This window comes from Candidatus Competibacteraceae bacterium, from assembly GCA_016699715.1.
Lineage (GTDB): Bacteria > Pseudomonadota > Gammaproteobacteria > Competibacterales > Competibacteraceae > Competibacter.
In genome coordinates this window covers 3,003,429-3,030,266 of record CP065007.1, presented here as the reverse complement: position 1 = coordinate 3,030,266, position 26,838 = coordinate 3,003,429, and the positions used below count along the sequence as shown (strand labels likewise).

The following is a 26,838-nucleotide window of genomic DNA, read 5'->3' as shown; positions in this document are numbered from 1 at the left end:
CGGCGGCGGTACGGCATTGGACCGACGGACCAAACCGTGGGCATTATTATCTTGATGAACGTGGAGGCGGATATGTTCAATCAGATCAAGATCATGCGGATCACGGGTGGGCGTGGGGCGTGGGTCCTGCTGGGCTTGTTACTGCTATGGCAGCCCGTTCGAGTCGTGCTGGCCGAGGGGGAAGCCTACACTTGGAAGGATGCTGCCGGTCGTGTGCATTACGGCAATCGCCCGCCCGAAGGCCAAGCCGCGGATCTGGTCCCGCTCAACGCTCAGCCCGTTTCCGTTCAACCCACCGAACGGATCTACACCTGGACCGATACCGAGGGCGCGGTGCATTATGGCGCCCAGCCGCCTTCCGATACCGAGGCCAGGGAACTCAAGGAAGAGGACAGTGCGCTGTCCACCATTCGTTCCGGCAAGCTGCGGCCCGGCGAGCAACAATTGCTGCGGGAACTGCCGGGTCACGAGTGAACGCCGACATGCCTTGATCTCGAACCGTTGCGGGAATGTGCCGGAGAACTTGGCGTCCGGCATCATTCATCTCCAAGTGTCCGGCCAGCGGCGCTGCAATTCGACCATCCACAGGCTGCGCAAGTGCTGACGCCTTGCATCAGACGCCCCTTGCAACACGGCGCGATAGTATCGATAGGACGCACGCGTCACGGCCTGTTCGGATTCACGAAGTTTATTGATATCACGCATAGTCATTATGGCAAGTCTCCTGCCCTGTGAAAATGACAAAGCCTAAGCAATTTAAGGCAATATTCACGCCATCTCCACTAAATAGCCCTCACCATGACCCCGGAAGATTACTGTCATAACCTGGCTGCCCCGCAGATCTCGAATTTCCGCTACAGTCTACTCGGTTTATCGCTCGCGCGACGTCAAGCCTTATGCGCGATCCAGGCTTTTTGCCTGGAAACCGCTCAAGTAATCGCGGAATGCCGGGATCCGGGCGTTGCCCGGACCAAACTAGATTGGTGGCGCGCCGAATTGGACAAACTATTCGTCGGTGAATCGCGGCACCCGGTTACGCGCGCCCTACAGCCGCACTTGCACCTCTTTAACCTGCCCGAAGAATACTTTAGGGAGATCCTCGACGGGGTCGCCATGGATCTCGACTACGACGCCTACCCCACGTTCAACGAACTCATGCTCTATCTCCATCGGCGTGGTAGCGTGACGGCGCTGCTGGCTGCCGAGGTATCGGGCTACCGCGACCGGCGGGCCACCCCTCGCTTCGCGCATGAGGCTGGTGCGGCACTGCTGCTGTTCGAGCAGCTCCACGATGTGCGCATCCATGCTCAACACGGCCGTTTTTATTTACCCGAGGCTGAAATGCGTCAGTTTGGTACCCATCCGGGCGACTTGTTGGCCGCGCAAACCACAGACCGGGTCCGACAACTGTTCGCCTTCCAGGCCGGGCGGATCCAGGAGTACCACCGCCGGGCGCTGGAGTATCTGCCGGATGTGGATCGTCTGGAGCAATGTCCCCTGCTGATTCGTCTGGATCTGGCGATGGCGCTGCTGGCGGAAATCGCCGAGGACGGTTATCGGCTGCTGGAGCAACGTATCAGCCTGACGCCGCTGCGCAAGCTGTGGCTGGCCTGGCGGCGGCGGCGCGGCGAACGGCGGCGCTTTCGACGCCTGCCGGCAAGGGAGTAAACTATGTTCAGTTCAACCCTGCCGGACACACTTGCCATGAAGGATTACCAAGCTGCCACCGACCTGCTGAAAGACCGGGTCATTCTGGTGACCGGCGCCGGGGACGGCATCGGCCGCGCCGCCGCCCATCGGCTGGGCATGCACGGCGCCACCGTGATCCTGCTCGGACGGACGATCCGCAAGCTGGAGCAGACTTACGACGAACTCGAACAAGCGGGTGCCTCCAAGCCGGCCATCTACCCGATGAATCTGGAAGGGGCTACCCCCAAGGACTTCGCCGATCTGGCGCAAGTGCTGGAAACCGAGTTCGGCCGCCTGGACGGGCTGCTGCACAATGCCGCTCTGTTCGAGGGGCTGACGCCGATCGCCAATTTCGATATCGAACTCTGGTATCGGATCCTGCAAGTCAACCTCAACGCCCCGTTCATGCTGACCCAGGCGATGCTGGGCGTATTGAATTGTTCCGCCGACGCTTCGGTGGTATTTACCGCCGATCGGGTCAGCGAAGTCGGCCAAGCGTATTGGGGCGCCTATGCGGTGGCCAAGGGTGGCGTCCAGACTTTGATGAAACTACTGGCCAGCGAGCTGGAAACCAACACCCCGATCCGGGTCAACAGCGTCGATCCGGGCCGGGTTCGCACCGCGATGACGCTGAAGATCTATCCGGGCCGCGAACCAGAGGAATGGCCAACGCCGGAAACGGTGCTGGACACTTATCTCTATCTGCTGGGTCCGGACAGCAAGGGCGTCACCGGCCAGACTTTCCAGGCCCAGGATCAGGCGTAACGGCGCGATTCGGCCCGCCTGACGCATCACCGATCAGATCGTCCCGGCTTCGGCGGGCGACGCGGACCGGACGCCGGGCCACGCCCACCGCGCGGCCGATCCGGCCAGACCCGCCCGGACGCTGGGGGTCGACGCGGCGCCGGTTTAGGTGTGTGCCGCGGCGCGTAACCCACGGCTTGCAGCAACTCCGCCATTCGTGCCTCGTCCAGCTCATCCCAATGCCCTGGATACAAGCCTCGTCGCAAGGTCACCGGCCCGAAACGTACCCGGGTCAGCCGGCTGACCGCGACGCCCTGCGATTCCCACAACCGCCGCACCTCGCGGTTGCGCCCCTCCTTCAGAACGACGTGATACCAGTGGTTTGCACCCTCGCCGCCCGCTTCCCGGATTTCGTCGAAGCGTGCCAGCCCATCCTCCAGCGGCACGCCTTCCCGCAGCCGCTTCAGCATCTCCGGCGTCACTGCGCCCAACACCCGCACCGCGTATTCCCGCTCGATTTGGGACGAGGGATGCATCAACCGATTGGCCAGTTCGCCGTCGTTGGTCACCAACAGCAATCCCTGGGTGGTGAGGTCGAGCCGGCCCACCACGATCCAGCGCCCGTCGCGCAAGGGCGGGAGCTGCTCGAAGATCGTCGCCCGGCCTTCGGGATCGTGACGGCTGGCGATTTCGCCGACCGGTTTGTAATAGGCCAATACCCGCCGCTGTTGCCCGAAGGCGCGCACCTGGATCAGTTTGCCGTCGATCCCGATCTTCTCCGCGCCGTTGACCGATGCGCCCAGTTGCGCCGGCACGCCGTTCACGCTAATGCGGCCTTGGCGAATCCAGTCCTCGATCTGGCGGCGGGAACCCAGTCCCATGCGGGCGAGAAATTTCTGCAGGCGTTCAGCCATCGGGCGATTCCGTTGAAGTGGTGGAGTCCAAGGGCAAGGACGCGGTGCGGCGCTCCAGTTCGGCGCCAATCACATCCAGATCGCGCGGGGCCGCCAACGGCGGCAACTCGCTCAGGCTCTTGAGATTGAAATAATCCAGGAAGGCGCGGGTGGTGGCGTACAGGGCCGGACGACCGGGCACCTCGCGGTGACCGATCACCTTGATCCAGTCGCGTTCCTGGAGCGTTTTCATAATGCTACTACTCACGCTGACGCCGCGGACTTCCTCGATTTCGCCGCGGGTGACCGGCTGGCGGTAAGCAACCAGCGCCAGGGTTTCCAGTAGCGCGCGCGAGTAGGTGGCGGCCCGCTCTTCCCACAGCCGCGACACCCAGGGCGAAAACGCGCCGGGCACCTGCACGCGGAAGCCGCTGGCGACTTCGATCAATTCCAGCCCGCGCCCGGCATAATCGATCGCCAGTTCGGCCAGCGCGGCGCGCAACACTTCCCGCTCGGGCCGTTCCGCCTCCGGAAAAACCCCCTGCAACCGTTCCAGCGAAAGTGGTTCGCCAGCGGCCAGCAACACCGCTTCCAGGATGGTTTTCAGCGCCGGCATCGCGTTCGCTCAAGCTTGCCGGCGGAGATAAATCGGTGCGAACGGTTCGGACTGCACCAGTTCCAGCATCGCCTCACGCAACAGCTCCAGCACCGCCAGAAACGTCACCACGATGCCCATCCGGCCCTCTTCCGGTCGGAACAGCTCGGTGAAGGCGGTAAACCGCAGCGCATCCAGCCGTTCCAGCACCTGGATCATCCGTTCGCGCACCGACAAGGTTTCGCGCCGGATCGGGTGGCGATCGAACAGTTCGGCGCGGGCCAGCACCTCGCGCAGGGCGTTCAGCAGATCGGCCAGGCCGACCGGCGGTGGCGGGCGAACGCTTTCCCGGCAGGGCGGTTCGGCGCTGGCGATGAAGGTTTCGCGCTCCAGTCGCGGCAAGGCATCCAGCGCCCTGGCCGCCTGCTGAAAACGTTCGTACTCCCGCAGGCGGCGCACCAGTTCGGCGCGCGGGTCTTCTTCCTCCGCCTCGGCCAGGGTCGGCTTCGGCAGCAGCAGGCGCGATTTGATTTCCGCCAGCCAGGCCGCCATTAGCAGATACTCCGCCGCCAGTTCCAGCCGCATTTCCTGCATCAGCGCCAGATAATCCATGTACTGCCGGGTAACATCGGCGATGGGAATGTCCAGGATGTTGAGATTCTGCCGTCGGATCAGATATAGCAGCAAATCCAGCGGCCCCTCGAAGGTCTCCAGAAAAACTTCCAGGGCGTCGGGCGGGATGTAGAGATCCCGCGGCAATTGCGTATAGGGTTCACCGCCGACTCGGGCGAGCGGCGGCTGGGCGATGGTATCCATTCAACCGGGGATCGGCGGCGATTCGCCGGGGCGCGGCATACCGCGTCCCTACCTTTGATCCAACGGCAGGATGCCGACGGCACGCCGCAGTTCTTGCAAAAATGGTGCGCTGTGTTCGCGCGCCCGCGCCGCGCCGCGCTTGAGGATCTGCTCGATGTGAGCGGGTGCTTGCAACAATTCCTGGTAGCGCTGGCGCGGTTCGCTTAAGCGGGCGTTCAGATATTCGAACAGGAACTGCTTCATTTCGCCCCAGCCGATACCCTGAGCGTAGCGGGCGCGTATCGCCGCGGCTTCCTCGGCCGTGGCAAGGGACTGGTAGATCTGGAACAGCGTACAGGTATCAGGGTCTTTCGGTGCTTCCGGCGGCAGCGAGTTGGTCTTGATCCGCATGATCAGCTTGCGCAGAGCCTTTTCCGGTTCGAACAGCGGGATGGTGTTGCCGTAGCTCTTGCTCATCTTGCGCCCGTCCAGTCCGACCAGAATCGCCGCCTTCTCATCCACCACCGCCTCGGGCAAGACGAAATGCTCGCCGTACAGGTGGTTGAAGCGGGCGGCGATGTCGCGGGCCATTTCCAGATGCTGAATCTGGTCCTTGCCCACCGGCACCTTGCTGGCCTTGAACATGAGGATGTCGGCGGCCATCAGGATCGGGTAGCAGAACAGCCCCATGCTGATGCCCTTGTCGGGGTCTTTGTCGGGATCGGCCATGTTGTCGGCCACCGCCGCCTTGTAGGCGTGGGCGCGGTTCATCAATCCCTTGGCGGTCACGCAGGTGATGATCCAGGTCAGTTCCAGGATTTCCGGGACGTCGGTCTGGGCGTAGAAGATGACGTTCTCGATATCCAGGCCCAGCGCCAGCCAGGTCGCGGCGACTTCCAGCCGGGAACGATGCACCAGCGCCGGGTCCTGGCACTTGACCAGGGCGTGATAGTCGGCCAGGAAGTAGAATGATTGCACGTCCCGCCGGCGGCTGGCCTCGATGGCGGGCAGAATCGCGCCAACGTAGTTGCCAAGATGCGGGGCGCCAGTGGTGGTGATGCCGGTGAGGGTGATTTCCATGATGACCGCGAGGTTTTGAGTTCAGAATCAGAAGAAGAACAGCGTCAGGATGAAATGACGGATGCCGTTGACGATCGGCATCAGGGCGTTGAACAGACCGAGCGCCAGCAACGCCACCAGGATGATCAGACCGTAAGGTTCGATCCGCGCCATCGCCAGACCGAAGCGATCCGGCAGCACGCCGGCCAGCACCCGCGAGCCGTCCAGCGGCGGAATCGGCACCAGATTGAGCACGCCCAGCATGATGTTGATATTGATCCCGTAGCCCCCCATCAGCAACAGCGGCTCCCCCAGCCATGGGATTCCGGCTTGCAGGTGGTAACCGATCACCATCATCAACCCCCAGCCCAGGGCCATGAGCAGATTGGCGCCCGGCCCGGCCAGCGCCACCAGCGCCATGTCGCGCTTGGGCTGACGCAGGCGGTGGTAGCTGACCGGCACCGGCTTGGCCCAGCCGAAGATGAAACCACCGAATACCGCCAGCAGCGCCGGAACCAGCACCGTGCCGACCGGGTCGATATGCCGCAGCGGGTTCAGGCTGAGCCGGCCCTGGGCTTTGGCGGTGGTGTCGCCGCAACGCCACGCCACCCAGCCGTGCGCCACTTCGTGCAGGGTGATGGCCAGCAGCAGCGGCGGCGCCAGTACGATGAGCAGTTGAACCACGGTCAATTCTTGCATGACCCGATTATACGCAGCCTGTCCGGGTACCGACTAGAGAAACGGGCTGATGTCGCCCAGCCCCTGCCGGACAAGCTGCGGCGCCTCTTCGGTCAGGTCGAGCACGGTAGTCGGCTCGCGCTGGCCGGGGCCGCCGTCGATGATCAGATCGACCATATTGGCCAGACGTTCCTCGATCTCGTCGGGGTCGGACAGTGGCCAGTCGTCGCCGGGCAGGATCAGTGTGCAACTCATGATCGGCTCACCCAGTTCCGCCAGCAGAGCACTAACGATGGCGTTGTCCGGCACCCGGATACCGATGGTTTTGCGCCGGGGGTGTTGTAAGCGACGCGGCACCTCGTGGGTGGCCTGCAAGATAAAGGTAAACGCCCCCGGCGTGACGGCCTTGAGCAAGCGGTAGCGTTGATTGTCCACCTTGGCGTAGGTGGCGATTTCGGATAGATCGCGGCAGACCAGGGTGAAATTGTGATGGCGGTCGGTCTGACGGATGACGCGGATGCGCTCCGCCGCCGCCTTGTCCCCCAGTTGGCAACCCAGCGCATAGCTGGAGTCGGTGGGATAGACGATCACGTCGCCCTCGCGCAGTCGTGTTACCGCCTGCGCGATCAGACGCGGTTGTGGATTGGCGGGATGGATTTGTAAAACGCGGCTCATGGCCCTACTATTTCCAATTTGTGGATGATAATCGGTCAAGCAACTTGCCAGCCTGGCGTTGCCTGGTCAAGATGGCGGCGGTGAAGCCGTCTCTTTTTTTTACCCCTCACCGCCGCTGCCCGCACTCAATGGAACCTCGCTGCCGGCATGAAACTGCTATTCGATTTTCTGCCCATTCTGCTGTTTTTCGTCGCCTACAAGCTGACGGATATCTATGTCGCCACCGGCGTGCTCATTGGCGTTACCCTGGCCCAGGTCGGTTGGATCTGGCTGCGGCAACGCCGGGTCGAGAAACTACCGCTATTCACCGCCGGGCTGGTACTGGTACTGGGCAGCCTGACGCTCATTCTGCACGACCCGGTCTTCGTCAAATGGAAACCCACGGTGGTGAACTGGCTGTTCGCCCTGGCCTTTGTCGGTAGCCGTTTCATCGGCCGGCAAACGCTGCTGGAGCGAATGCTGGGCGGTCAAATGGAACTTCCGGCCCCAATCTGGGTCAAGCTGACGTTCATGTGGGCCATTTTTTTCTTCGTCATGGGCGTGGTTAATTTGTATGTGGCGTTCACGTTCGACGAAAACACCTGGGTCAATTTCAAACTGTTCGGGATGCTGGGTTTGACTCTGGTGTTCGTGCTGGCGCAGGCGGCCTACATGAGTCGCTATATCAAAACCGACGATGCCCCGTCAAAGGAGTCCTGATCCATGCTATACGCTATCATCGGCCGCGATGTGCCGGGTACTCTGGAACAGCGGTTGGCGGCTCGTCCGGCTCATCTGGAACGCCTGAACGCCCTGCTGGCCGAGGGCCGGCTGGTTTTGGCCGGACCGCTGCCGGCCATCGACAGCCCCGATCCCGGCCCGGCCGGTTTTCAAGGCAGTCTGGTGGTCGCCGAATTCGCCACGCTGGAACAAGCCCGAGCCTGGGCCGATGCCGATCCCTACATGGCCGCCGGCGTGTATGCGGCCGTCGAGATTTACCCGTTCCGCAAGGTGCTGCCGGCATGACCGACCGCATCGCCCTGATCGAGGAACGGTTGCGTGGCGCGCTGGCGCCCGAGCGTCTGCAAATCATCGACGACAGCGCCGCCCATGCCGGTCACGCCGGCGCGCGCGAGGGTGGCCATTTTACCATTCACATGGTTTCAGCGGCCTTTACCGGTAAGACTCTGATTCAGCGCCACCGCCTCATCAACGCGGCGGTGGCCGACCTGATGCGTCGGGAAATCCACGCCTTGAGCATCAAAACCGCGATTTCTCCGGCGGAGCAAGGTTTGCATTAACCAAGGTACGCGACCCCGGTTGAATAGTCCTCTCCTGGAAACAACCCAACCCCTGGAAACCACGAAATGAATAAACCGAACAAGCTGACTCTTCCGCTACTGGCGCTGTCCTCCAGCCTGCTGCTGTCCAGCGTGGCTCTGTCCGCCGACGACAAAAAAGCCGAGCCAGTTCCCGCCACCACGCCCACCGCCGTCAAGGCCGCGCCCGCCGCGCCCGCCGCGCCCGCCGCGCCGCAAGCTGCGTTCACCATCCCCGATCCAGTCGCGGTGGTCAACGGCACGGCGATTTCCAAGGCGGCCTTCGAGCAATATGCCCAGCAGTTGCGCGGCAAGGCCAAGGTCGATTCGCCGGATGCCAGCAAGTCGCTGGTCGACCAACTGGTCATGGAAGAACTGCTGGTTCAGCAGGCCCACAAGCAGAAGCTGGAAGATGACCCGCAAATCAAGCAACAGCTGGAAATGATCCAGCGTAGCCTGCTGGCCAGTACCGTGGTGCGGCGGATGCTGAGCGAAAATGCCCCCAGCGAAGAGGCCATCAAGAAAGAGTATGAAACCGCCGTCGCGGCGATGAAGGGCAAGGAGTACAAGGCCAGCCACATCCTGGTGGACTCCGAGGATAAGGCCAAGGAGGTTATCGCCGAACTCAAGAAAGGTGGTAAGTTCGCCGAACTGGCCAAAGCTAAATCCAGCGATAGTTCCGCGGCCAACGGCGGCGATCTGGGCTGGTTCACGCCGAGCATGATGGTGCCACCGTTCGCGCAGGCCGTCGCCAAGATGGAAAAGGGCAAGTACAGCGAGGAACCGGTGCAGACGCCGTTCGGCTGGCACGTCATCCTGCTGGAGGATGTCCGCGACGCCAAGCCGCCGACCCTGGACGAACTGCGGCCACAGATCGCTCAGATGTTGCAGAGCCGGATGGTAAACGACTATCTGGAAAAGCTGCGCGCCGGCGCCAAGATCGAAGTCAAGGAAATCCAGGTCAACGCGACCGCGCCCGCCAAGGCCGAGCCCGCCAAGGCCGAACCCGCCAAGGCTGAACCCGCCAAGGCCGAGCCCGCCAAGGCCGAGCAGAAGTAACTGCCCGAGTAACCCTTGAGATAGCAGCCGGTAAGTAAGCCCCGGCTGCTATCTCTCCAGCAGCTCCAGCAGCCCCACCTCATCCAGCACCCGCACCCCCAATTCCCGCGCCTTGTCCAATTTGGAACCGGCGTCGTGACCCGCCACCACGTAATCGGTTTTCTTCGACACGCTGCCCGCCACCTTGGCGCCCAGCGCCCGCAATCGTTCGGATGCCTGATCGCGAGTTAGCGACTCCAAGGCACCGGTCAGCACGAAGCTTTTGCCCGCCAGGGATTCCCCGGCACTGGTTTGCGCGACCGGCGCTGGCCACCGTACCCCAGCGGCCAGTAACCGAGCCAGTACTTCCTGGTTGTGAGGCTCCTGAAAGAAGGCAAGAATGGCGGCGGCAATCACCGGACCGACGTCTGGCACTTGCAGCAAACGGGTTTCATCGGCCGCCAGCAGTGCTTCCAGCGTACCCAAATGCCGCGCCAAAGCCCGCGCCGTGGCTTCCCCAACCTCACGGATTCCCAACGAATACAGGAATCGTTCCAGCGAGGTGACCTTGCTGAGTTCCAGTGCTTCGATCAGATTGGTGGCGGATTTGGTGCCCATCCGTTCCAGACCGGCCAGCATCGTCGCATCGAGCGCGTACAAATCGGCGGGATCATGCACCAGGTCCCGCTCGATCAGTTGCTCCACCAACTTGTCGCCCAGTCCGTCGATATCCATCGCCCGGCGCGAGGCGAAATGACGGATCGCCTCCTTGCGCTGGGCACGGCAATACAGACCGCCAGCGCAGCGAGCGACCGCTTCTCCTTCCGGGCGGATAATCCGCGACCCGCATACCGGGCAGATGGCTGGCATCGCGAATGGTTGCGTGTCGGGCGGCCGGCGCTCCAGCACCACGCCGACAATTTCGGGAATGACGTCGCCAGCCCGGCGCACGATGACGGTATCGCCTACCCGCACGTCCTTGCGCGCCACCTCATCGGCGTTGTGCAGCGTCGCATTGGTGACGGTGACGCCACCGACAAACACCGGTTTGAGCCGCGCCACCGGGGTGATCGCGCCGGTGCGGCCAACCTGTAGCTCAATGGCCTCGACCACGGTCAGCTCTTCCTGAGCCGGAAATTTGTGTGCCACCGCCCAGCGCGGTTCGCGGGTGCGAAAACCCAGTTGCCGTTGCCAGCCAAGGTGGTTGACCTTGTACACCACGCCGTCGATATCGAAGGCTAACGAGTCGCGTTGCTCGGCGATGGCCCGGTGAAACGCGATCAGGCCGTCCGCGCCCCGCGTCACCACACGTTTTTCACACACGGGCAATCCCAGCGCGGCCAGTGCGTCAAGCATCGCGCCATGCGTGGTCGGGATATCCCAAGCTTGCACCTCGCCCAACCCGTAGGCAAAAAAAGACAGCGGCCGTTTCGCGGCCAGATTCGGGTCGAGTTGCCGGATGCTGCCCGCCGCGCCGTTGCGGGGATTGACCAGGGTGGGTAACCCGGCGGCGCGCTGCCGGGCGTTGTAGCGTTCGAAATCCGCGCGGCTCATGTACGCTTCACCGCGTACTTCCAAGACCTCGGGCGCGGCGCCTTGCAGCCGGAGCGGCACGGCCTTGATGGTGCGCACATTCTGAGTGACGTCCTCGCCAGTCTCGCCATCGCCGCGGGTGGCCGCCAGCACCAGTACGCCCTGTTCATAGCGCAGGCTGATGGCCAGGCCGTCGAATTTCAACTCGCAGGCGTACTCGACCGGTTCCGCATCATCGCCCAGGTGCAGCTCGCGCCGTACCTGGGCATCAAAGGCCGCCGCGCCGTCCGGGCCGGTGTCGGTTTCGGTACGGATGGACAGCATCGGTACCCGATGCCGCACCGGTACGAATGCAGCCAGCGGTTTGCCACCCACCCGCCGGGTCGGAGAATCGGCGGCGCTCAACTCCGGATGGGCGACTTCCAACTCCTGGAGTTCTCGAAACAGCCGGTCGTACTCGGCGTCGGGAATTTCCGGATCGTCCAGCACGTAGTAGCGGTAGCCATGCCAGTTGAGCCGCTCGCGCAACCAGGCGGCCCGATGTTGCGGATCGGTGAAAAGCGCCATGTCGCTCTCGCGCCATCAGAGCGGCTGTGCTTGCCGCTGCCGCTCCAGCTCGGCGACTTCGTCGCGCAAGCGCGTGAGGGCCTGATTGGTCATCCGGTTGCGTTGCTCGTCACAGATCAGCCCGCCCAATTTTTGCGCCAGTTGGTCGGCGGTGATCACCAGCAGTTCCAGCGCCTTCATTTCCTCGAGCGGGCCGGGTAGCTTCATGAAGAGCAGCAGGCCCGGCGTATGCAGCTCTTGCAAGGTTTTCGGCTTGAACGAGCCGGGCTTGCGCAGATGGGCGAGACCAAGGATCGGGACATCGGCGGCTTCCGTCTCCGGGAACAGTTCGTACAGCCCTTCGGGATTTAAACGAAATCGTAGCGCCTCGGCCACGGCCTGTATCTTGGGGCCGTGAAAGAGTTGGTGGCGCGCCGCCATCACGGTCAGCACCAATGTCATTTTTGGCGAGCGCGGCGCGGTGGATTCCTGCCGCGACTCCCGCGGCGGGGGCGCTAGCGCGGTGGGCGGGCGCGCTTCGCTATCGTCAACCGGCGCATCCGTCCCGACCGAGGCAGTGGGCTCCTGGCGATTGATGGGCCGGATTTCCACATCCACCAGTACCTTGTCGGCCAGATGGTGATCAGGGGTGATGCGGCCCAGCTCGCCAAAAACATACCCGTCGGCCTCTTCATCCGGCGGTGGCTCTTGCGTGTCGCCCAGTACCGGTTCCTTGGAAGTCCGAGACCGGCGGATGCCGATTTCTTCCCTCAGATGCGAGCGGATGCCCCAGAGGTAAATCAGGATAACGACGACAGCCCCAATGCCCGCCAGCAACCACTGTAATTGTGTTTTGTCCAATTCCATCAATCGAAAGCCTCAGATTGCGTCTGTCGCAATAATGAGATTATGTCGCGATAAGAGATCGCAGTGTCAAACCTCCATTGCCGCCATCGGCGGACTGGGGGTTGCAACCATCGTTTATACTGTAATCCCTAGGCTTTCACAAATGACATCCACCGCGTCCAGCCCGGACGCGACCCGCGCGTCGAGAGCGGCTAGCCGGCCACCGCCAGTCGCGCCGCCGCCGCGACATCGACCGCGACCAGCCGCGACACCCCAGGCTCCTGCATGGTCACACCGGCCAGGTACTCGGCGATCTCCATGGTCGCCTTGTTATGGGTAATGAAAACGAACTGTACCCGCATCGACATATCACGGACCAGCGCGCCGAACCGGCCGACATTGGCTTCGTCCAGCGGTGCGTCCACCTCGTCCAACAGGCAAAATGGAGCCGGGTTGAGCTGAAAAATGGCGAATACCAGGGCGACCGCGGTCAGTGCCTTTTCGCCGCCGGACAGCAGGCTGATCGACCCGACCCGCTTGCCCGGTGGTTTGGCCATGATCGCCACGCCGGCGTCCAGTACATCCTCGCCGGTCAGTTCCAGATGGGCTTGGCCGCCGCCGAACAGCCGGGGAAACAATTCGCTTAAGCCAGCGTTGACCCGTTCGAAGGTGTCCTGGAAGCGGGCGCGGGTCTCGCGGTCAATTTTGCGAATGGCGTTTTCCAGAGTGGTCAGCGCCTCCAGCAGATCGGCGTTCTGGGCATCGAGGTACTGTTTGCGCTCGGACAATTGGGCAAACTCCTCGATGGCCGCCAAATTGATGGGACCCAGCCGCCGGATGCGTCGCTCCACCTGTTCCAGCCGCGCCAGCCAGTCATTTTCGGCCGCGGCTTCCGGCAGGGCGGGCAGCACCGTTTCCGGTTCGGCGGCCAGCTCCTGCAATTGCTCGCGCAGATTCTGTCGGTGTACCCGTGCCTCGCCCAGTGCCAACCGTTGCTCCTCGATCCGCTGGCGCTGGGTTGCGGCCTGCCGCTCGCGGTGGGTACGGGATTGCTCGCCGGCTTCCAATGCCGCGTCCTGGGCTTCGAGAGCGTGGCGGGCCTCGCGTAGTTCCGCCTCGACCGTGAGCCGGGTTTCCAGCCAGCCCTCCAGTTCCTCCTTGATGGTGACTCGTGCCGCGCTATCGTCGCCGGCGCGTTCCTCGACCAACCGCGCCCGCCGTGCCTGCAATTGTTGCCGCTGGATGTCCAGCCTGTCCATGGCCTGGCCGGCGGCACTCGCCCGCACCCGTAGGGTTTCGATGGCCGCCGTCTGGCGGGCCGCCGCCTGGCGGGCGGTATCCGCCCGGATGCGGTGCTGTTGGAACTGTTCGCGCAGCCGTTCCTGACCCTCATGCAGCTCCATCTGTTCGCCCCGCAGCTTCTCCAGTGCCAACAGCGCCTCTTCCAGCCGCAGTCGAGCCAGTTGCACCCCCTCCCGACCCTGTTCACACTGAAAATCCAGTTCGGTGAGTTCCTCGGTCAGCGCGGCGCGGCGGGCACGGGCTTGCTCCCAGCGTGCCTGCACGGTGTTGCATTCTCCCTGCAAGCGAGCATGGTCGCGATGGTCTTGATTGACGGCCTGCTGGAGATCGCGGCGCTCGCGCTCGAGTTCGCGCTGCCGGGCGCGGAGTTGCTCGATCCGCGCGGTTTGCCGTTCCAATGCCATCGCGTCTGTCTCGAGCGCGGCGACGAGCCGGTGGATTTCCCGCTCGCGCGCCAGCACTCCGTCACCTTCCCCGCGCGCCAGCCGCAGCCAGCGACGCCCGCATAGTACGCCATCCGGCGTCACCAGGGCCTCGCCGTCGCGCAGCCCCGCGCGCCGCGCCAGGGCCTCCGTCAGCGTGGTGGCGGTATCGACCCCAAGTAGACCAGCAAGCGGCCACGGCGCGCGCACTCGCGCGGCCAAGCCCTCCGGCGGCGCTTCGTCCCCGAGTTCGGCCGGGAAGGTTTCCAACAGAGTCAACCGGCCTTGCGGCAGTTCGGCGGCGGCGTGCGCCAGCGGGTCCAGGTTCGGCAGGCAGACTGCATCCAGCCAGCCGGCCAGCACCGTTTCCACCGCCGCTTCCCAGCCGGGTTCCACTTCCAATCGTTCCGCCAGTCGCGGCGCCTCGGCCAGTCCCTGGGCGCGCAGCCAGGTATCCGGCCCGCTTTCATGCCGGCCCAGCGCCGCTTCCTGCAAGGTTTGCAGCGAGGCCAGCCGGCCGCGTCCGGCCAGCAGCCGCTCCTGCAATTCCCGCAGCGGCGGTTCGGCCTGTTGCTGGGTTTCGCGGTTGGCGCTCAAGTCGGCCTCGACCCGCGCCTGTTGCTCCTGACGGCGTTTCAGATCGGCGGCGGCCGCTTGTTCGGCCGAGCGGAGTTCAGCGAGTTCCACGTGCAGGTCGGTCTCGGCCAGTTGCTCCCATTCGAGCCGCAACCGCTCCAGCCGCCGCTCGTTCTGTAGCAGTTGCCGCTCCAGATGTTCGATCCGGGTCCGTTCCACTTCGGCCTGCCGCAGCACTTCGCCATGGCGTCGATTGAAGGTTTCCCAGGCTGCTTGCCTCTCGCGCAGCGCGGCCTCGACGGTGGTCAGCGCGGCGTCGGCGTCGGTTTCGTCGGTCAGCCGCCGCGTCAGTTCCGGCTCAGCGGCGGTCAGCGCCGTCACCAGTTCGTCCCGCTGCTCCCGATCCAGCCGCCACTGTTCGTCCACCTGCGCCAGCGCCGCCGCGACCTGGTCCCATTCCTCTTGGCGCCGCTGGCTCAGCTCGCGTTGGTGTTGCAACGCCTGTTCGAGCCGGCTGATTTCCGCGCCGGCCTGGTAATAACGGCCTTGACGGTCATTGAACGCATCATTCAACTCCAGGCGCCGGGCGCGGCCGCTTTCCAACTGGGCTTCCAGTTGGCGCTGCTCGGCCAGCAGCGCTTCCAACGCGATTTCCTCCCGGCGCAGCGCGTGTTCGCGGTCGCGGCTGTCGGCTTGCAGGTTGCGCCAGCGCAGCGCCAGCAATTCGGCGCGCAACCGGCGTTCCTCGGCGCGATAGTCGCGATACTGCTCGGCGGCCCGAGCCTGCCGCTGCAAATGGTGCAGCTGCCGGCCCAACTCCTCGCGCACGTCGGTGAGCCGGTCGAGGTTTTCGCGGGTGTGGCGGATCCGGGTTTCGGTCTCGCGGCGGCGCTCCTTGTACTTGGAAATGCCGGCCGCTTCTTCCAGGAAGATGCGCAGTTCGTCGGGTTTGGATTCGATTACCCGCGAAATCATGCCCTGTTCGATAATGGCATAGCTGCGCGGCCCCAATCCGGTGCCGAGGAAGATATCGGCGATGTCCCGGCGGCGGCAGCGCGTGCCGTTGAGGAAGTAGCTGGATTGGCCATCGCGGCCGACCAGCCGCTTGATCGCGATCTCGCCGTAGCTGGCCCAAGGGCCACCCAGACGGCCCTGGCTGTTGTCGAACACCAGCTCGACGGCGGCCTGTCCGACCGGTTTGCGACTGGCCGAGCCGTTGAAGATCACATCGCTCATGCTCTCGCCGCGCAGGCTGCGGGCCGAGCTTTCCCCCATCACCCAGCGCACCGCGTCGATGATGTTGGACTTGCCGCAACCGTTGGGACCGACAACGCCCAGCAGGTTGCCGGGCAAATGCAATACGGTGGGGTCCACGAACGACTTGAACCCCGCCAGCTTGATCTTGCTTAGCCGCATAGGTGCGTTGGACGCGGGTTCCGCACCGGTCAGGCCCGGCGGACCAGCGGTTGCAGCACCGCTTCGATGGCGTCCAGATCCGGAATGATGATCGGTTGGTCCTGATAGCGCGCCCAACACAGAGCGCCCGGTCGACGCAGATCGTCCGCCGAAACCTCCGGGTCCAGCTTGATATCGTGGCGCACCAAGTTAAGCGGCCTGGGCGCCGCGGTGCCCAGGATGCCGAAATACGGCAATTTGGTGTCGGTGCCCAAGGTATTCAGGATAATGATGCGGGAATTGAGATCGGCCTCGGGCGTCACCCGGAAAATCAGTCGCCCCAGGCTGATGAGCGGTGTGGTCAGATTCCGCCACAACATGGCGCCGACCACCCAGTGCGGCGCCGATTCGATCCGCAAGGGCGTGGCGAATGGCAGGACTTCGACCACGAGGCTGTTCGGCAGGAGAACCTGGCCGCCTTGCAGGGCGACCAACAAGCAACGCAGGTTCGCGGAGGCTTCTTCCATTACGGTATCCATGCAAGGTGCGGAGGCGCCCGGACTTGGTCCACGCGCCTCAGGTAATCAGCTCCAAGGCGTGCTCGCCGAGAATCTTGCGGATCGACTGCATCAACTGTTCTTCCTGATAAGGCTTGGTCAGGTAGTCGTTGACGCCCAGTTTCATCGCTCGCTCGCGGTGTTTCTCTCCGCCGCGCGAGGTGACCATGATGATGGGCATCTGCTGCAGGCGTGCCTGATTGCGAACATGGGCGAGCACTTCGAAACCGTCCATGCGTGGCATTTCGATGTCGAGGATCGCCAGATCCGGCACTTGGGTCTGCAGCATCGCCACCGCGTCCAAACCGTCCTTGGCCGTGACCACCTGAATGTTATGACGTTCCAGGATGCGGGCGGTGACCTTGCGCATGGTGATCGAGTCGTCGATGACCATGACGCTGATTTTCTCCAACCGGGCTTCCTGACGCGCCATCCGCAGGGCACGGCTTTCCGCCTGCTTCTGCTGTTGCGAGCCGATATTGCGCACCAGTGCCGCCAGATCCAGCACCACCACCACCCGACCGTCACCCAGCACGGTCGCTCCGGAAATACCCGGCATGTTATTGAACTGAGGGCTGACCGGTTTGACGATAATTTCCTGATTGCCCAGCACGGCTTCGACTTGCAGGGCGGCGCTGGCCTCGGCGCTGCGGAACAGCAAGGTCGGTGGCCGGCGATCCTTGACTTCCTCGAACGGTAGCATATGTTCGCTACCGGCCAGAATACCCAGGTTATGGATCGGGTAACCGCGCTCGTTGTGCTGGTGCTGTACCTGTTCGCCCGTCAGATAAGCTTGGAACGCGCGCTCCTGAATTCGGGTCACCAATTCGATGCTGAGCAGAGGAATGGCGAAGGTAGCGTTGCCGGCCTTGGCCAACAGCGCCTGGGTCACCGCCAGCGAAAACGGCAGGCGAACGATGAAGCGCGATCCCTGACCCGGTTCGGTCTGGATCAGCAAGGCGCCGCGCATGGCCCGAATCGCCGCGTTGACCACGTCCATGCCGACGCCACGCCCGGAAATCTGGGTGACCGCCTTGGCGGTGGAAAAGCCAGGGCGCAGCAACAGCGCGATCAGCTCTTCCTGACTGGCTGGCTGCTCAGGCAGCAAAAAGCCTTTTTCCTCGCCCTTGGCGCGGATGGCTTCGAAATTGAGGCCGGCGCCGTCGTCGCCCAGTTCCAGCACCAGTTCCGCGCCTTCCCGATGCAGGCTGAGAGTAATGGTGCCGATTTCGGATTTTCCGGCCGTCCGGCGTTGTTCCGGTGCCTCGATGCCATGCGCCAGCGAATTGCGCAGCATGTGTTCCAACGGAGCGACCATGTTTTCCAGCACGGTGCGGTCGACTTCCGCTTCCTCGCCGCCGACCAGCAGCTCGGCGCGTTTACCCAACTCTTGGGCCGCCTGCCGCACCACTCGCCGCAGCCGTGGGACGATACTGCCGAACCGCACCATGCCGGTGCGCATCAAACCTTGCTGGATTTCCTTGTTGACCTTGGCCTGCTGGTCGAGCAGCGAGCTTACCTCGTGGGTCTGTTCGCCCAAGGTATTGCCCACGTTGCCCAAGTCGTCGGCGATTTCCATCAGCGAGCGGCTGAGCTGCTGCAGCTCGGTGAAACGATCCAGTTCCAGCGGATCGAATTCCAGTTGGTGCGCCTTGGCACCCGTATCCTGCCGCGACTGAATGCGGGCTTCGGCTTGCGTGGCGAGATGGCTAACCTGCCGGCGCAACCGGATGACGGTTTGCTCCAACTCGTTGAGGTTGAAGCTCATCGCGTTGACGCCCTGATCGATCCGGGCGCGGAAAATACTGCTTTCGCCCATCTGGTTGACCAGGGCATTGAGCAGCGCGGCGCTGACGCGGATGCTGTCGGTGGGCGCGGCGGCGGCCAGTTTTTCCGTGGGCTGCGCCATCGCCGCGACCCGGGTGGCGGCGATGGTGGCGGCAAGGGGTTTGGGCGGTGTCACTGGTTTGCCGCCCAGTACACCGTGCAGCTCGTCGATCAGGCTCCTCGCGTCTGGCACTGGTTCGCCGCCACCCCGCAGCATGCGGTGCAGGCCGTCCAGGGCATGCTGGACGGCGTCCAGGATGGGCGGCGCGGCTTGCAGCGTTCCCTTGCCGAGCGCGTCCAATACCGATTCGGCGGCGTGGGCCAGATCGCCGACCGTCATGAAGCCGGCCATGCGCGAGCTGCCCTTGAGCGTATGCATTTCCCGGCGCAGGTCGTTCAGCAGTTCCGCGCTATCCGGCTCGCCGCGCAACTGCTGCAGGATGGCATCGCTGGAATCGAGAATTTCGCTCGCCTCGGACTGGAAAACCTGTGCCAGTTCCTGATCCAGCTCGGTCATGGCCTTGAGCGCGCTGGGTTCCGGCGCCGCGGTCGGCTCAAGAGATGCGGCCGGCGCCGTGGGCGGCAGTTCCTCGACCGGCCGGCCGGCGGCGGCCGCCTCGGCCAAACGATGCAAATCGCCGATCAAATCGGTCGCGGGTGCCGGTTCCAAGCCGCCGCCAGCCTCCGCCAGCATTCGGTTCAGCCGATCCAGTGCTTGCTGCAGGATATCCAGCACGACCGGCGTCGTACCTCCCGCCTTGCCAAGAACGTCCAATACCGATTCGGCGGCGTGAGCCAGATCGCCGACCGTCATGAAGCCGGCCATGCGCGAGCTACCCTTGAGCGTATGCATGCCCCGACGCAGGTCATTCAGTAGTCCGGGCTGATCGGGCTCGCTACCCAGCCGCTGCAGGATGGCATCGCTGGCATCGAGGATTTCGGTGGCTTCGTATTGGAAGACCTGGGCCAGTTCCAAATCCATCGCCGGGGGTGCGCCCGATTCCAGTTCGGCGGCGACGGGTTTGGCCTGCGCCACGGGCGGTGGCAACTCGATCCTGATCGGGCCGGCCGGCGCAACCACAACCGGCGGCGGCTCGATCTCGACCGGTTTGGCCGGTTTGGCCGGTTTGGCCGGTTTGGCCGGTTCGACCGCCGGCGGGACGACTTCGTCCGGCGCGCCTTGCAACAGCGTGTCGGCGCGCGCCGACAGCGCCGCCAGCACCGCTAGCGCCTCTTCCGTTACCGGCGCTTCACCGATCAATGGTTCCAGCGCGCTGGCGGCTTCCTCGACCAGTTCGGCCATGGCCATGGACGCCGATGCCGTGTTGTTCAGTACGTGGGCCAGCAGATCCTCGAAACACCAGGCGAAATCGCCGATCGCGGTTGCGCCGACCACGCGCCCACTGCCCTTGAGGGTATGGAAAGCCCGGCGCAAGCTGCCCAATGCCTGACGATCGGCCAGGTTTCGCTTCCAGAGGACCAAATTCTCACGAACAGCAGCCAGTTCGCCGCGCGCTTCCTCAAGAAATACCTCCATAAATTCCGGATCGATCGCTGACGCGGCCGCGCGCTCCGACGGCGGCGTGGTGACCGACTCTACCCGGAGCGACGGCGGCGCGGTGACCGACTCTACCCGGAGCGACGGTGGTGCGGTGACCGGTTCCACCCGGAATGATGGCGGCGCGGTGACCGGCTCCACCCGGAATGACGGCGGCGCGGTGACCGGCTCTACCCGGAATGACGGCGGCGCGGTGACCGGCTCTACCCGGAATGACGGCGGCGCGGTGACCGGCTCTTCAATTTCGGCTTCTTCACTTCCAGCGGCCAAGGTTTGTGCCCGCGCCACCAGTACCGGCAAGGCATCCAGCTCACCTCCTCGCGGTGGGGTTTCACCCACCAGCGGCTCCAACGCCGCTACCGCCGCGGCAATCGCCGAGATGATGGTCTGACTGGCGGATACCTCACCGGCTAGAATCTGATTCAGTAACTTTTCGTATTCCCAGGCGAAATCGCCGATTACGGTCGCACCGACCATGCGCCCACTGCCTTTGAGGGTATGGAAAGCGCGGCGGATGATGGCCAGCGCGTCACGATCCTGCAAATTTTCCTGCCAGCGGAGCAATTGCTCCCGCACGGCGGCCAGCTCGCCGCGTGCTTCCTCTAAAAAAACCTCGATGAATTCAGGATCGGCATCCGTTAGTCCGAGCAAGGTCTCAAACCCGGTGACACCGGTTGCGGCCTCTGGCGTGGACGGTGCGATCCTGTCGATCTCGGACACACCCTGCCTCGTATCCGGCCCCCCGGATACGGGGCAGGGCGGTGGAAACGCCGATGTTTCAGTCAACGCCGGCAAATTGAGCAGGGTCTCCATCTGGGCCAGCTGTTCTTCCGCCGCGAGCAAAATCGTCTTCGGTGCCGGCCCTCCGCCGCTCAGAGGTTCCAGGCAGTGGCCCAGCCCAGTCAGGATTTCGGCGCAGATCCCGTTAACCAGCGGGCCATAGTGCTCGGCGGCACCGGCGGCCAGCACCTCGACGAGCCGGTTCAGCCGGCCGAGCACTGCGGTGGCGCGGGTCCATTTTCGTTCGGCCAGCACCTGATGGAGTGTCCGCAGATCGTCTTGTAGTGCCGCCCAGGATTCCGGTTGGTCGGCGGCATTTTCCAATTCGGTGGCGACGGTTTGCCGCAGTCGCTTCAGAATATCCATGATCGCGTGCAGCGCCGTGAATGCTTCCATGGGATCGACGGCTGGTTCGGTATCGGTATCGGTATCGGTATCGGTATCGGTATCGATGTCGGCGGCTGGCGCGCTTGATCGCGCCAGCCGTAGGGTATCCGCCATCTCCAGCAATTTGTCATCCGGACGCTGGTCGTGGGGAGACAGGCAAGCATTCAGATAGCCAATCAGATGTTCGGCGGCCTGCTGTAGCATCGCCAGGTCGCGGAGATGAAACGTTCCCTTCATCAGCGCCAAGCTCGTCGAACGCATTTCATCCAACAGGACGACCGCCTCGCGATGCTCCAGCATCGCCAACGGGTCGTGGATCCGATCAATGGTGCCGAGCATCGCTTCCAGCGATGCCAGATCGGGGCCATCCTCGCGATATGGATCCAGATTGGGCCGGATCCGGCTCAGAGCGAGTAGCAGGTCATCTTTAAGGCGCGTCAAAGGGTTACCGGCGTCACGATCCGGAGAGGCCATTACGCTGCCTCCGCGCCGGATACCCGGTCCGACCGGTTGTTGCCATTCGGCCCCAAGCTTTTCGGGACAACCGTGCGTTTTTGCATCCCCGAACCCCGTTTCGCCAACCAACCTCAACCAGGCAGCCTGAACCCGGCCACCGATTGCCGCAGTTCCTGCGCCAACTGGTTCAATTTACCGATGGCGGATGCGGTCGCCACGCTGCTCTCGGCGGTCTGCCCGGTAATTTCGTTGATGGAAGTCATCGCACCCGATACCCGCGAAGCCATCTCCGAGACCCGGCCGGCGGATTTGGAGATTTCGTCGATCAGTTCGGCCAGGTTGGCGGATACCTTTTCAATCTCTTCCAGTGCCTCGCCGGCTTTTTCCGCCAATCCCGCGCCGCCGACCACCTCGGTGGTGCTCTTTTCCATGGAGATCACCGCCTCGTTGGTGTCGGCCTGAATGGTCTTGACCAGGGTTTCGATGCGTTTGGTGGCGTTACTGGAGCGCTCCGCCAACCGCTGCACTTCGTCGGCGACCACCGCAAAACCGCGACCGGCGTCGCCCGCCGCCGAGGCTTGAATCGCGGCGTTCAACGCCAGGATATTGGTCTGGTCCGCGATGTCGTTGATCAGCGCCACGATGTCGCCGATTTCCTGCGAGGATTCGCCCAGCCGCTTGATGCGCTTGGAGGTGTCCTGGATGTGCTCGCGGATGGTGTTCATGCCGTTGATGGTGCGTCGCACCCGGTCGCCGCCTTCGTGGGCGATGCCCACCGATTTCTCGGCCACTTCGGCGGAGGCGGCGGTCTTCGACGACACCTCGTCCATGGATTGCGCCATCTGCATGACGGTGGCGCTGGCGTTTTCGATTTGCCGGGCCTGGATTTCGCTGGACTTGGCCAATCGATCGGCGATGGCGCTGGTTTCCTGCACGGCGGCGGCAACCAATCCCGAGGTGCTGTTGATCGTGGACACCAGATCGCGCAAAGCCTCGATGGCGTAGTTGACCGAATCGGCGATGGCCCCGGTGATGTCTTCGGTCACGCTGGCTTGCACGGTCAGGTCGCCTTCGGCCAGATTGCCCAGTTCGTCGAGCAGCCGCAGGATGGCGTCCTGGTTGCGGCGATTTTGCTCCTCGGTTTCCTGTTTGCGCAGTTCGGCTTCGATCAAACGGCTTCGGCTTGCGTTGTTTTGGACGTAGAACAGTACGATCAGCAACACCAGGGCGATCACCCCCAGGATGTAGGCAATCCGGTAGTTGAGCGGAATGCCAAACAGGTTTGCCTGGCGACTGCCACCGGCATAGGCTTCGAGCAACTTGCTGGCCGCTTCCAGCAAGGCGTCGCCCTTGTCAGCGATGCCTTGCGCGGCGCTCTGGACCTTCACCAATTCCGATGCCTTGTCGACGATGCGGGTGGTTTCGGCTTCGGTCGTTTTAAACAGCTCGGCCAGCTCGGCCAGCTTGCCGGCGCTGTCGGGGATATTCACGCGGTCGACCCCGAGCCGGGTATCGCCTTCCCGCATGCCCTTGAGGACTCGGCCAAACAAGTTCACGTTGCGGCTGAATCGGTCGGCGGTGGCGGCGGCGCTCAAGCCGCCCTCGGTCAGCATGCGCCTGAGGTCGCTTTCGACCCGCTGTATCAGTTGCAGTTGGTTGGTGGCCAGATAGACCTGCCGAGGATCGACCCGGCTATTGGCCATGCTTTTGGCGATTTCATCGGACAAGGTACTCATCTGAGTCAGGGAGCTTTCCAGCAACGGCTGGAAATTACTGACCGAGATCACCGATTCGCGCCCGGCCAGAATGGTGTCGCATTCGTTCTTGACCGGACTCCAACGGTTGCCCAGCTCCTCCAGAAATGGTTTGAGTTCGGCCGGTGGCGGTGGCAAGTTCAACGCTTCGCTGCCGCTTTTCTGATCGTTGAGTATCTGTTCGAAGCGGTCCCGGCTTTGCTTGAGCTTGGCGAACGCGGCTTCCTTGCCGCGAGCGGCCCCCAAGGCTTCCGTGACGATCGAGCGTGACAGCAGGCGCTGTTCGCTGGCCAGCTTCAACTGAGTTTCGTTGCGCTCGTCCTGCCGCTCCAGCAGGAAAAAGGTAACGCCCATCAGCACGACAGACAGCACCAATGCACCCAGCAGCGCCAGGTAAGTGATGGAAAATCCTTTCAGCGCCGAATGATCTCGCGAGTCACGCATTTCAATTTCTCGTTGAACTTAACCCTGACCGACCCCGTCCGATCTTACCGCGGGGAAACTCTCGAAAACCTAGCTGGCCGCATTCAGAAATCTGGGGTCGGCCAGCAGCTTGCCGGTATCGAAAACCAACCAGTGCTGGTTGTTGTTCGAAAAACCCTCGGAAACATAGGGGCGCAATCCCTCGTCGACGTTATCCAGCGAAGGTAGACGGTGCTGTGGGCCAAAATGCCGCATTCCGATAATCTCGTCGGCCAGCAAGCCATAATCCCATTCTCCGGCACGCACGACGACGATTTGACTGCCCGGCAGCCGCGCGGTGGGCCGGCCAGTCAGAAAATCCCGCAAATCCGTCACCGAGATGACCTTACCGCGCAGGTTGGCGATCCCCAGCAGCCAGCGCTTGACGCCAGGCACCCAAGTAATGTGGGGAACCGGGATGATTTCGGCTACATCGTCCATGGAGAATAGCAGGTTCCATGCACCGAGGCGCAGCGCCAACCGTCCGCGAATCTCCGATTGCTGCGCGCCGGTCGTGGCGACTGGCGCGCGCTCGCGGATACGCTTGTCGAGTTGCAGCAGAACGTCGAACGGATGCAACGGATGAGGGGGTGCCGCAGGGGTGGTTATTGCCGCATCTGCCACAAATAGGGTCCTCTGAGCGGGATTGGAGCCGGGCAAACAGCCTCTCGGGGCTCGGATCGCCGGATCAATAGATCGTCTTCAGTTCCTGATGGCGTGCCCGACCGTACCACAACACATTGGTTTTTTTATTGTGATTTTTAGCATACTACTGACCACGATGCCATGACAGAATCCGTATCCGTCCCTATTTCGCACCCCATGGATGCGGCCCGACCGTCCCGCACGGATGGTTCGGATCGCATCCGCGCAACCTCACGGACCCGCCGGCCATGACGATCAAACTCGGTGTGGTGATGGACCCCATCGCCACCATCACCATCAAGAAAGACACCACCTTCGCCATGCTGCTCGCCGCCCAGGCCCGCGGCTGGGAGCTGCATTACTTCGAACAGGCCGATCTGTACGCCCGCGCCGACACGGCGTTCGGCCGCACCCGTCTACTGAGCGTGCGGGACGATAAAAGCGGTTGGTTTTCCTTCCACGGCGAGCGGGAACTGCCGTTGGCGCAACTGGATGTCATCCTGATGCGCAAGGATCCGCCGTTCGATATGGAGTACATCTACACCACCTACCTACTGGAACTGGCGGAAACGGCTGGGGTACTGGTGGTCAACAAACCGCGCAGCCTGCGCGACGCCAATGAAAAATTCTTCGCTCTGAATTTCCCGCGATGCTGTCCACCGACCTTGGTCGATCGGGAGCCGACCCGGCTCAAGGCCTTTCTGAGCGAACACGCCGACATCGTGGTCAAACCGCTGGACGGCATGGGTGGCGCCTCGGTATTTCGCCTGCGGCGAGACGATCCCAACCTCAACGTGATTCTGGAAACCCTCACCGCTCATGGCCGGCGACTGACCATGGCGCAGCGCTATCTGCCGGAAATAACGGCCGGCGACAAACGTATTCTGCTGATCGACGGCGAACCGGTGCCGTATGCGCTGGCGCGGATTCCACAAGCCGGCGAGACCCGCGCCAATCTGGCGGCCGGCGGCCGCGGCGAGGGCCGGTCGCTTAGCGACCGTGACCGCTGGATCTGCGCCCAGGTCGCTCCGCGCCTGCGCGAAATGGATCTGCTATTCGTCGGTCTGGACGTGATCGGCGACTTTCTGACCGAAATCAACGTCACCAGCCCGACCTGCGCGCGGGAACTGGATGCCCAGTTCGGGCTGGATATCGGTGCCGATTTGATGGCCGCCATCGAACGGCGCTTGCGGCGCTGACAACCACCGGTTCGGTAATGAATGAGCGGAATCGCGCGCGACACCGAGATTACCGGCCGACTGCTGCTGGCGTTGCTGCTGGCCTCCGGTCTGCACCTCGCCCTGCTGTTCGGCATACCGGCCGATTGGTGGACAATTCGTCATTCCAAGCCACCGCGCTTCGAAGTCGTGCTGCTGCCACCCGCCCCGGTACCGGTGGAACCCGCCAGGACGACTTCTATCCCGGAACCTGCCACCCCGGCCGCTGCCGCCCCGCCGTCACCGGTCGCTCAGCCCCCGGAGTCCGCCGTCCTCGCCGAGCTGCCCCCACCCGTATCGAAACCGATGCCCAAGCCGGTTGAACCGGCTCGATCCCCCACCCCGGTAACCCAGATCAAGCCGATCATCGCAGCCAAGCCCGCCAAGCCCGCCAAGCCCGCCAAGCCAAAGCCGCCCTCTTCTCCAAAACCGGCTCGGAAGGTTGCAACAAAGCCGCCCGCCAAGCCAAAGCCGCCCTCTTCTCCAAAACCGGCTCGGAAAGTCGAGGCAAAACCGCTCGCCAAACCGCTTCATCCCGCCCAATCACCCGCGGCAAAACCGGTCGCGCCGAAACCGACTCGACCCAGCCGCGTTGCCAAGCAGCCCTCTGCTCCTGGCGGAACCCGTGCTCGCGGTCCGCTGAACAGCGCCACCCTACTGGGACAGATTGCCAGCCTGGACACGGAAATCCAGCAACGAGCGAACGCCGGGCTACGCAGCCGGCGGGTTAACTTGGCTGACACGCGGTCGATGGCCGGTTTTTACGCCGCCGACTGGGCGCGCAAGGTCACGCGCGTCGGCGAGATGAACTTTCCCGACACGGCTCGGCGATTGAATCTCAGCGCTGGTCCTCTGTTGGAGGTCGCGATCCGAGCCGACGGTGGCTTGCGGGAAGTCCGCATCCTGCGTTCCTCCGGCAATGTTGAACTCGACCGGGCGGCCCGGCGCATCGTCGAACTGGCCGCGCCCTATCCCCCCTTCCCGGCCGAACTGCGCCGACAGGTTGACCTGCTGCGGATCGAAAGCCCCTGGCGCTTCGACCCCGGCGGTCGGGTTCGTGCGCGCTGAAGCCGGCGACTTGTCAAGGTCGGGCCGAATCCCGATACTATGA

The 26,838-nt window shown here is 63.4% G+C and carries 22 protein-coding genes; 9 read left to right on the top strand and 13 right to left on the bottom strand.

Annotated elements, in window-relative coordinates:
• Nucleotides 1-36 precede the first annotated feature (36 nt).
• The 3 genes from IPM89_13645 to IPM89_13635 all read left to right on the top strand — a co-directional run bounded on the left by IPM89_13645 (nt 37) and on the right by IPM89_13635 (nt 2,454).
• Nucleotides 37-474 carry a DUF4124 domain-containing protein gene (locus IPM89_13645; GenBank protein ID QQS53867.1) on the top strand — a complete coding sequence of 146 codons (438 nt, stop codon included), beginning with the start codon at nt 37-39 and terminating at the stop codon, nt 472-474.
• A gap of 324 nt (nt 475-798) precedes the next feature.
• Complete coding sequence (locus IPM89_13640; GenBank protein ID QQS53866.1) at nt 799-1,668, top strand: squalene/phytoene synthase family protein; 870 nt, start codon at nt 799-801, stop codon at nt 1,666-1,668.
• Between the two features lie 36 nt (nt 1,669-1,704).
• Nucleotides 1,705-2,454: a YciK family oxidoreductase gene (locus IPM89_13635; protein ID QQS55936.1), complete on the top strand. Its 750-nt coding sequence runs from the start codon at nt 1,705-1,707 to the stop codon at nt 2,452-2,454.
• A gap of 26 nt (nt 2,455-2,480) precedes the next feature.
• Here IPM89_13635 and IPM89_13630 read toward each other — a convergent pair whose 3' ends face one another.
• Genes IPM89_13630 through IPM89_13605 form a run of 6 tightly spaced genes read right to left on the bottom strand, consistent with a single transcriptional unit; the run spans nt 2,481 to nt 7,128 of the window.
• Nucleotides 2,481-3,347 carry a pseudouridine synthase gene (locus IPM89_13630; protein QQS53865.1) on the bottom strand — a complete coding sequence of 289 codons (867 nt, stop codon included), beginning with the start codon at nt 3,345-3,347 and terminating at the stop codon, nt 2,481-2,483.
• Nucleotides 3,340-3,942, bottom strand: a complete 603-nt coding sequence (gene scpB / locus IPM89_13625) for an SMC-Scp complex subunit ScpB (GenBank protein ID QQS53864.1) — start codon at nt 3,940-3,942, stop codon at nt 3,340-3,342. The genes IPM89_13630 and scpB overlap by 8 nt, the downstream gene beginning before the upstream one ends.
• A gap of 9 nt (nt 3,943-3,951) precedes the next feature.
• On the bottom strand, nt 3,952-4,737 hold the full coding sequence (locus IPM89_13620; protein ID QQS53863.1) for a segregation/condensation protein A: 786 nt from the start codon (nt 4,735-4,737) through the stop codon (nt 3,952-3,954).
• Nucleotides 4,738-4,785: 48 nt separating this feature from the next.
• Nucleotides 4,786-5,796 carry a tryptophan--tRNA ligase gene (locus IPM89_13615; GenBank protein QQS53862.1) on the bottom strand — a complete coding sequence of 337 codons (1,011 nt, stop codon included), beginning with the start codon at nt 5,794-5,796 and terminating at the stop codon, nt 4,786-4,788.
• 27 nt (nt 5,797-5,823) lie between these two features.
• Nucleotides 5,824-6,474: a site-2 protease family protein gene (locus tag IPM89_13610; protein QQS53861.1), complete on the bottom strand. Its 651-nt coding sequence runs from the start codon at nt 6,472-6,474 to the stop codon at nt 5,824-5,826.
• 33 nt (nt 6,475-6,507) lie between these two features.
• Nucleotides 6,508-7,128 (bottom strand): threonylcarbamoyl-AMP synthase, encoded by a 621-nt coding sequence (locus IPM89_13605; GenBank protein QQS53860.1) that lies wholly within the window; start codon nt 7,126-7,128, stop codon nt 6,508-6,510.
• A 147-nt stretch (nt 7,129-7,275) separates the two neighbouring features.
• Between IPM89_13605 and IPM89_13600 the strand changes: the two genes are divergently transcribed.
• The 4 genes from IPM89_13600 to IPM89_13585 all read left to right on the top strand — a co-directional run bounded on the left by IPM89_13600 (nt 7,276) and on the right by IPM89_13585 (nt 9,485).
• The gene (locus tag IPM89_13600; GenBank protein QQS53859.1) at nt 7,276-7,827 is read left to right on the top strand and encodes a septation protein A; all 552 of its coding nucleotides are present in this window, start codon (nt 7,276-7,278) and stop codon (nt 7,825-7,827) included.
• Nucleotides 7,828-7,830: 3 nt separating this feature from the next.
• A complete protein-coding gene (locus IPM89_13595) occupies nt 7,831-8,133 on the top strand; it encodes a YciI family protein (GenBank protein QQS53858.1) in 303 nt (100 codons plus the stop codon).
• The gene (locus IPM89_13590) at nt 8,130-8,408 is read left to right on the top strand and encodes a BolA family transcriptional regulator (protein QQS53857.1); all 279 of its coding nucleotides are present in this window, start codon (nt 8,130-8,132) and stop codon (nt 8,406-8,408) included. Before IPM89_13595 ends, IPM89_13590 begins: the two co-directional genes overlap by 4 nt.
• 66 nt (nt 8,409-8,474) lie before the next feature.
• Entirely contained in the window at nt 8,475-9,485 is a 1,011-nt protein-coding gene (locus tag IPM89_13585) for a peptidylprolyl isomerase (GenBank protein QQS53856.1), read from the top strand.
• A 48-nt stretch (nt 9,486-9,533) separates the two neighbouring features.
• On the opposite strand, the gene ligA is transcribed toward IPM89_13585, so the two are convergent.
• From ligA to IPM89_13550, 7 genes are all read right to left on the bottom strand, one after another.
• Complete coding sequence (gene ligA / locus IPM89_13580; GenBank protein ID QQS53855.1) at nt 9,534-11,564, bottom strand: NAD-dependent DNA ligase LigA; 2,031 nt, start codon at nt 11,562-11,564, stop codon at nt 9,534-9,536.
• Between the two features lie 15 nt (nt 11,565-11,579).
• Nucleotides 11,580-12,410, bottom strand: coding sequence for a hypothetical protein (locus IPM89_13575; protein QQS53854.1), 831 nt, complete (start codon nt 12,408-12,410; stop codon nt 11,580-11,582).
• 191 nt (nt 12,411-12,601) lie between these two features.
• Complete coding sequence (gene smc, locus IPM89_13570) at nt 12,602-16,105, bottom strand: chromosome segregation protein SMC (GenBank protein ID QQS53853.1); 3,504 nt, start codon at nt 16,103-16,105, stop codon at nt 12,602-12,604.
• Nucleotides 16,106-16,134: 29 nt separating this feature from the next.
• Nucleotides 16,135-16,611 carry a chemotaxis protein CheW gene (locus IPM89_13565; GenBank protein ID QQS53852.1) on the bottom strand — a complete coding sequence of 159 codons (477 nt, stop codon included), beginning with the start codon at nt 16,609-16,611 and terminating at the stop codon, nt 16,135-16,137.
• A 49-nt stretch (nt 16,612-16,660) separates the two neighbouring features.
• Complete coding sequence (locus IPM89_13560) at nt 16,661-21,667, bottom strand: Hpt domain-containing protein (protein QQS53851.1); 5,007 nt, start codon at nt 21,665-21,667, stop codon at nt 16,661-16,663.
• A 113-nt stretch (nt 21,668-21,780) separates the two neighbouring features.
• Nucleotides 21,781-23,847, bottom strand: a complete 2,067-nt coding sequence (locus IPM89_13555) for a type IV pili methyl-accepting chemotaxis transducer N-terminal domain-containing protein (protein QQS53850.1) — start codon at nt 23,845-23,847, stop codon at nt 21,781-21,783.
• Nucleotides 23,848-23,916: 69 nt separating this feature from the next.
• The gene (locus IPM89_13550) at nt 23,917-24,489 is read right to left on the bottom strand and encodes a chemotaxis protein CheW (GenBank protein ID QQS53849.1); all 573 of its coding nucleotides are present in this window, start codon (nt 24,487-24,489) and stop codon (nt 23,917-23,919) included.
• A gap of 269 nt (nt 24,490-24,758) precedes the next feature.
• Between IPM89_13550 and gshB the strand changes: the two genes are divergently transcribed.
• Nucleotides 24,759-25,709, top strand: a complete 951-nt coding sequence (gene gshB / locus IPM89_13545) for a glutathione synthase (protein QQS53848.1) — start codon at nt 24,759-24,761, stop codon at nt 25,707-25,709.
• A 21-nt stretch (nt 25,710-25,730) separates the two neighbouring features.
• Nucleotides 25,731-26,795 (top strand): energy transducer TonB, encoded by a 1,065-nt coding sequence (locus tag IPM89_13540; protein ID QQS53847.1) that lies wholly within the window; start codon nt 25,731-25,733, stop codon nt 26,793-26,795.
• The last annotated feature ends 43 nt before the right edge of the window (nt 26,796-26,838 follow it).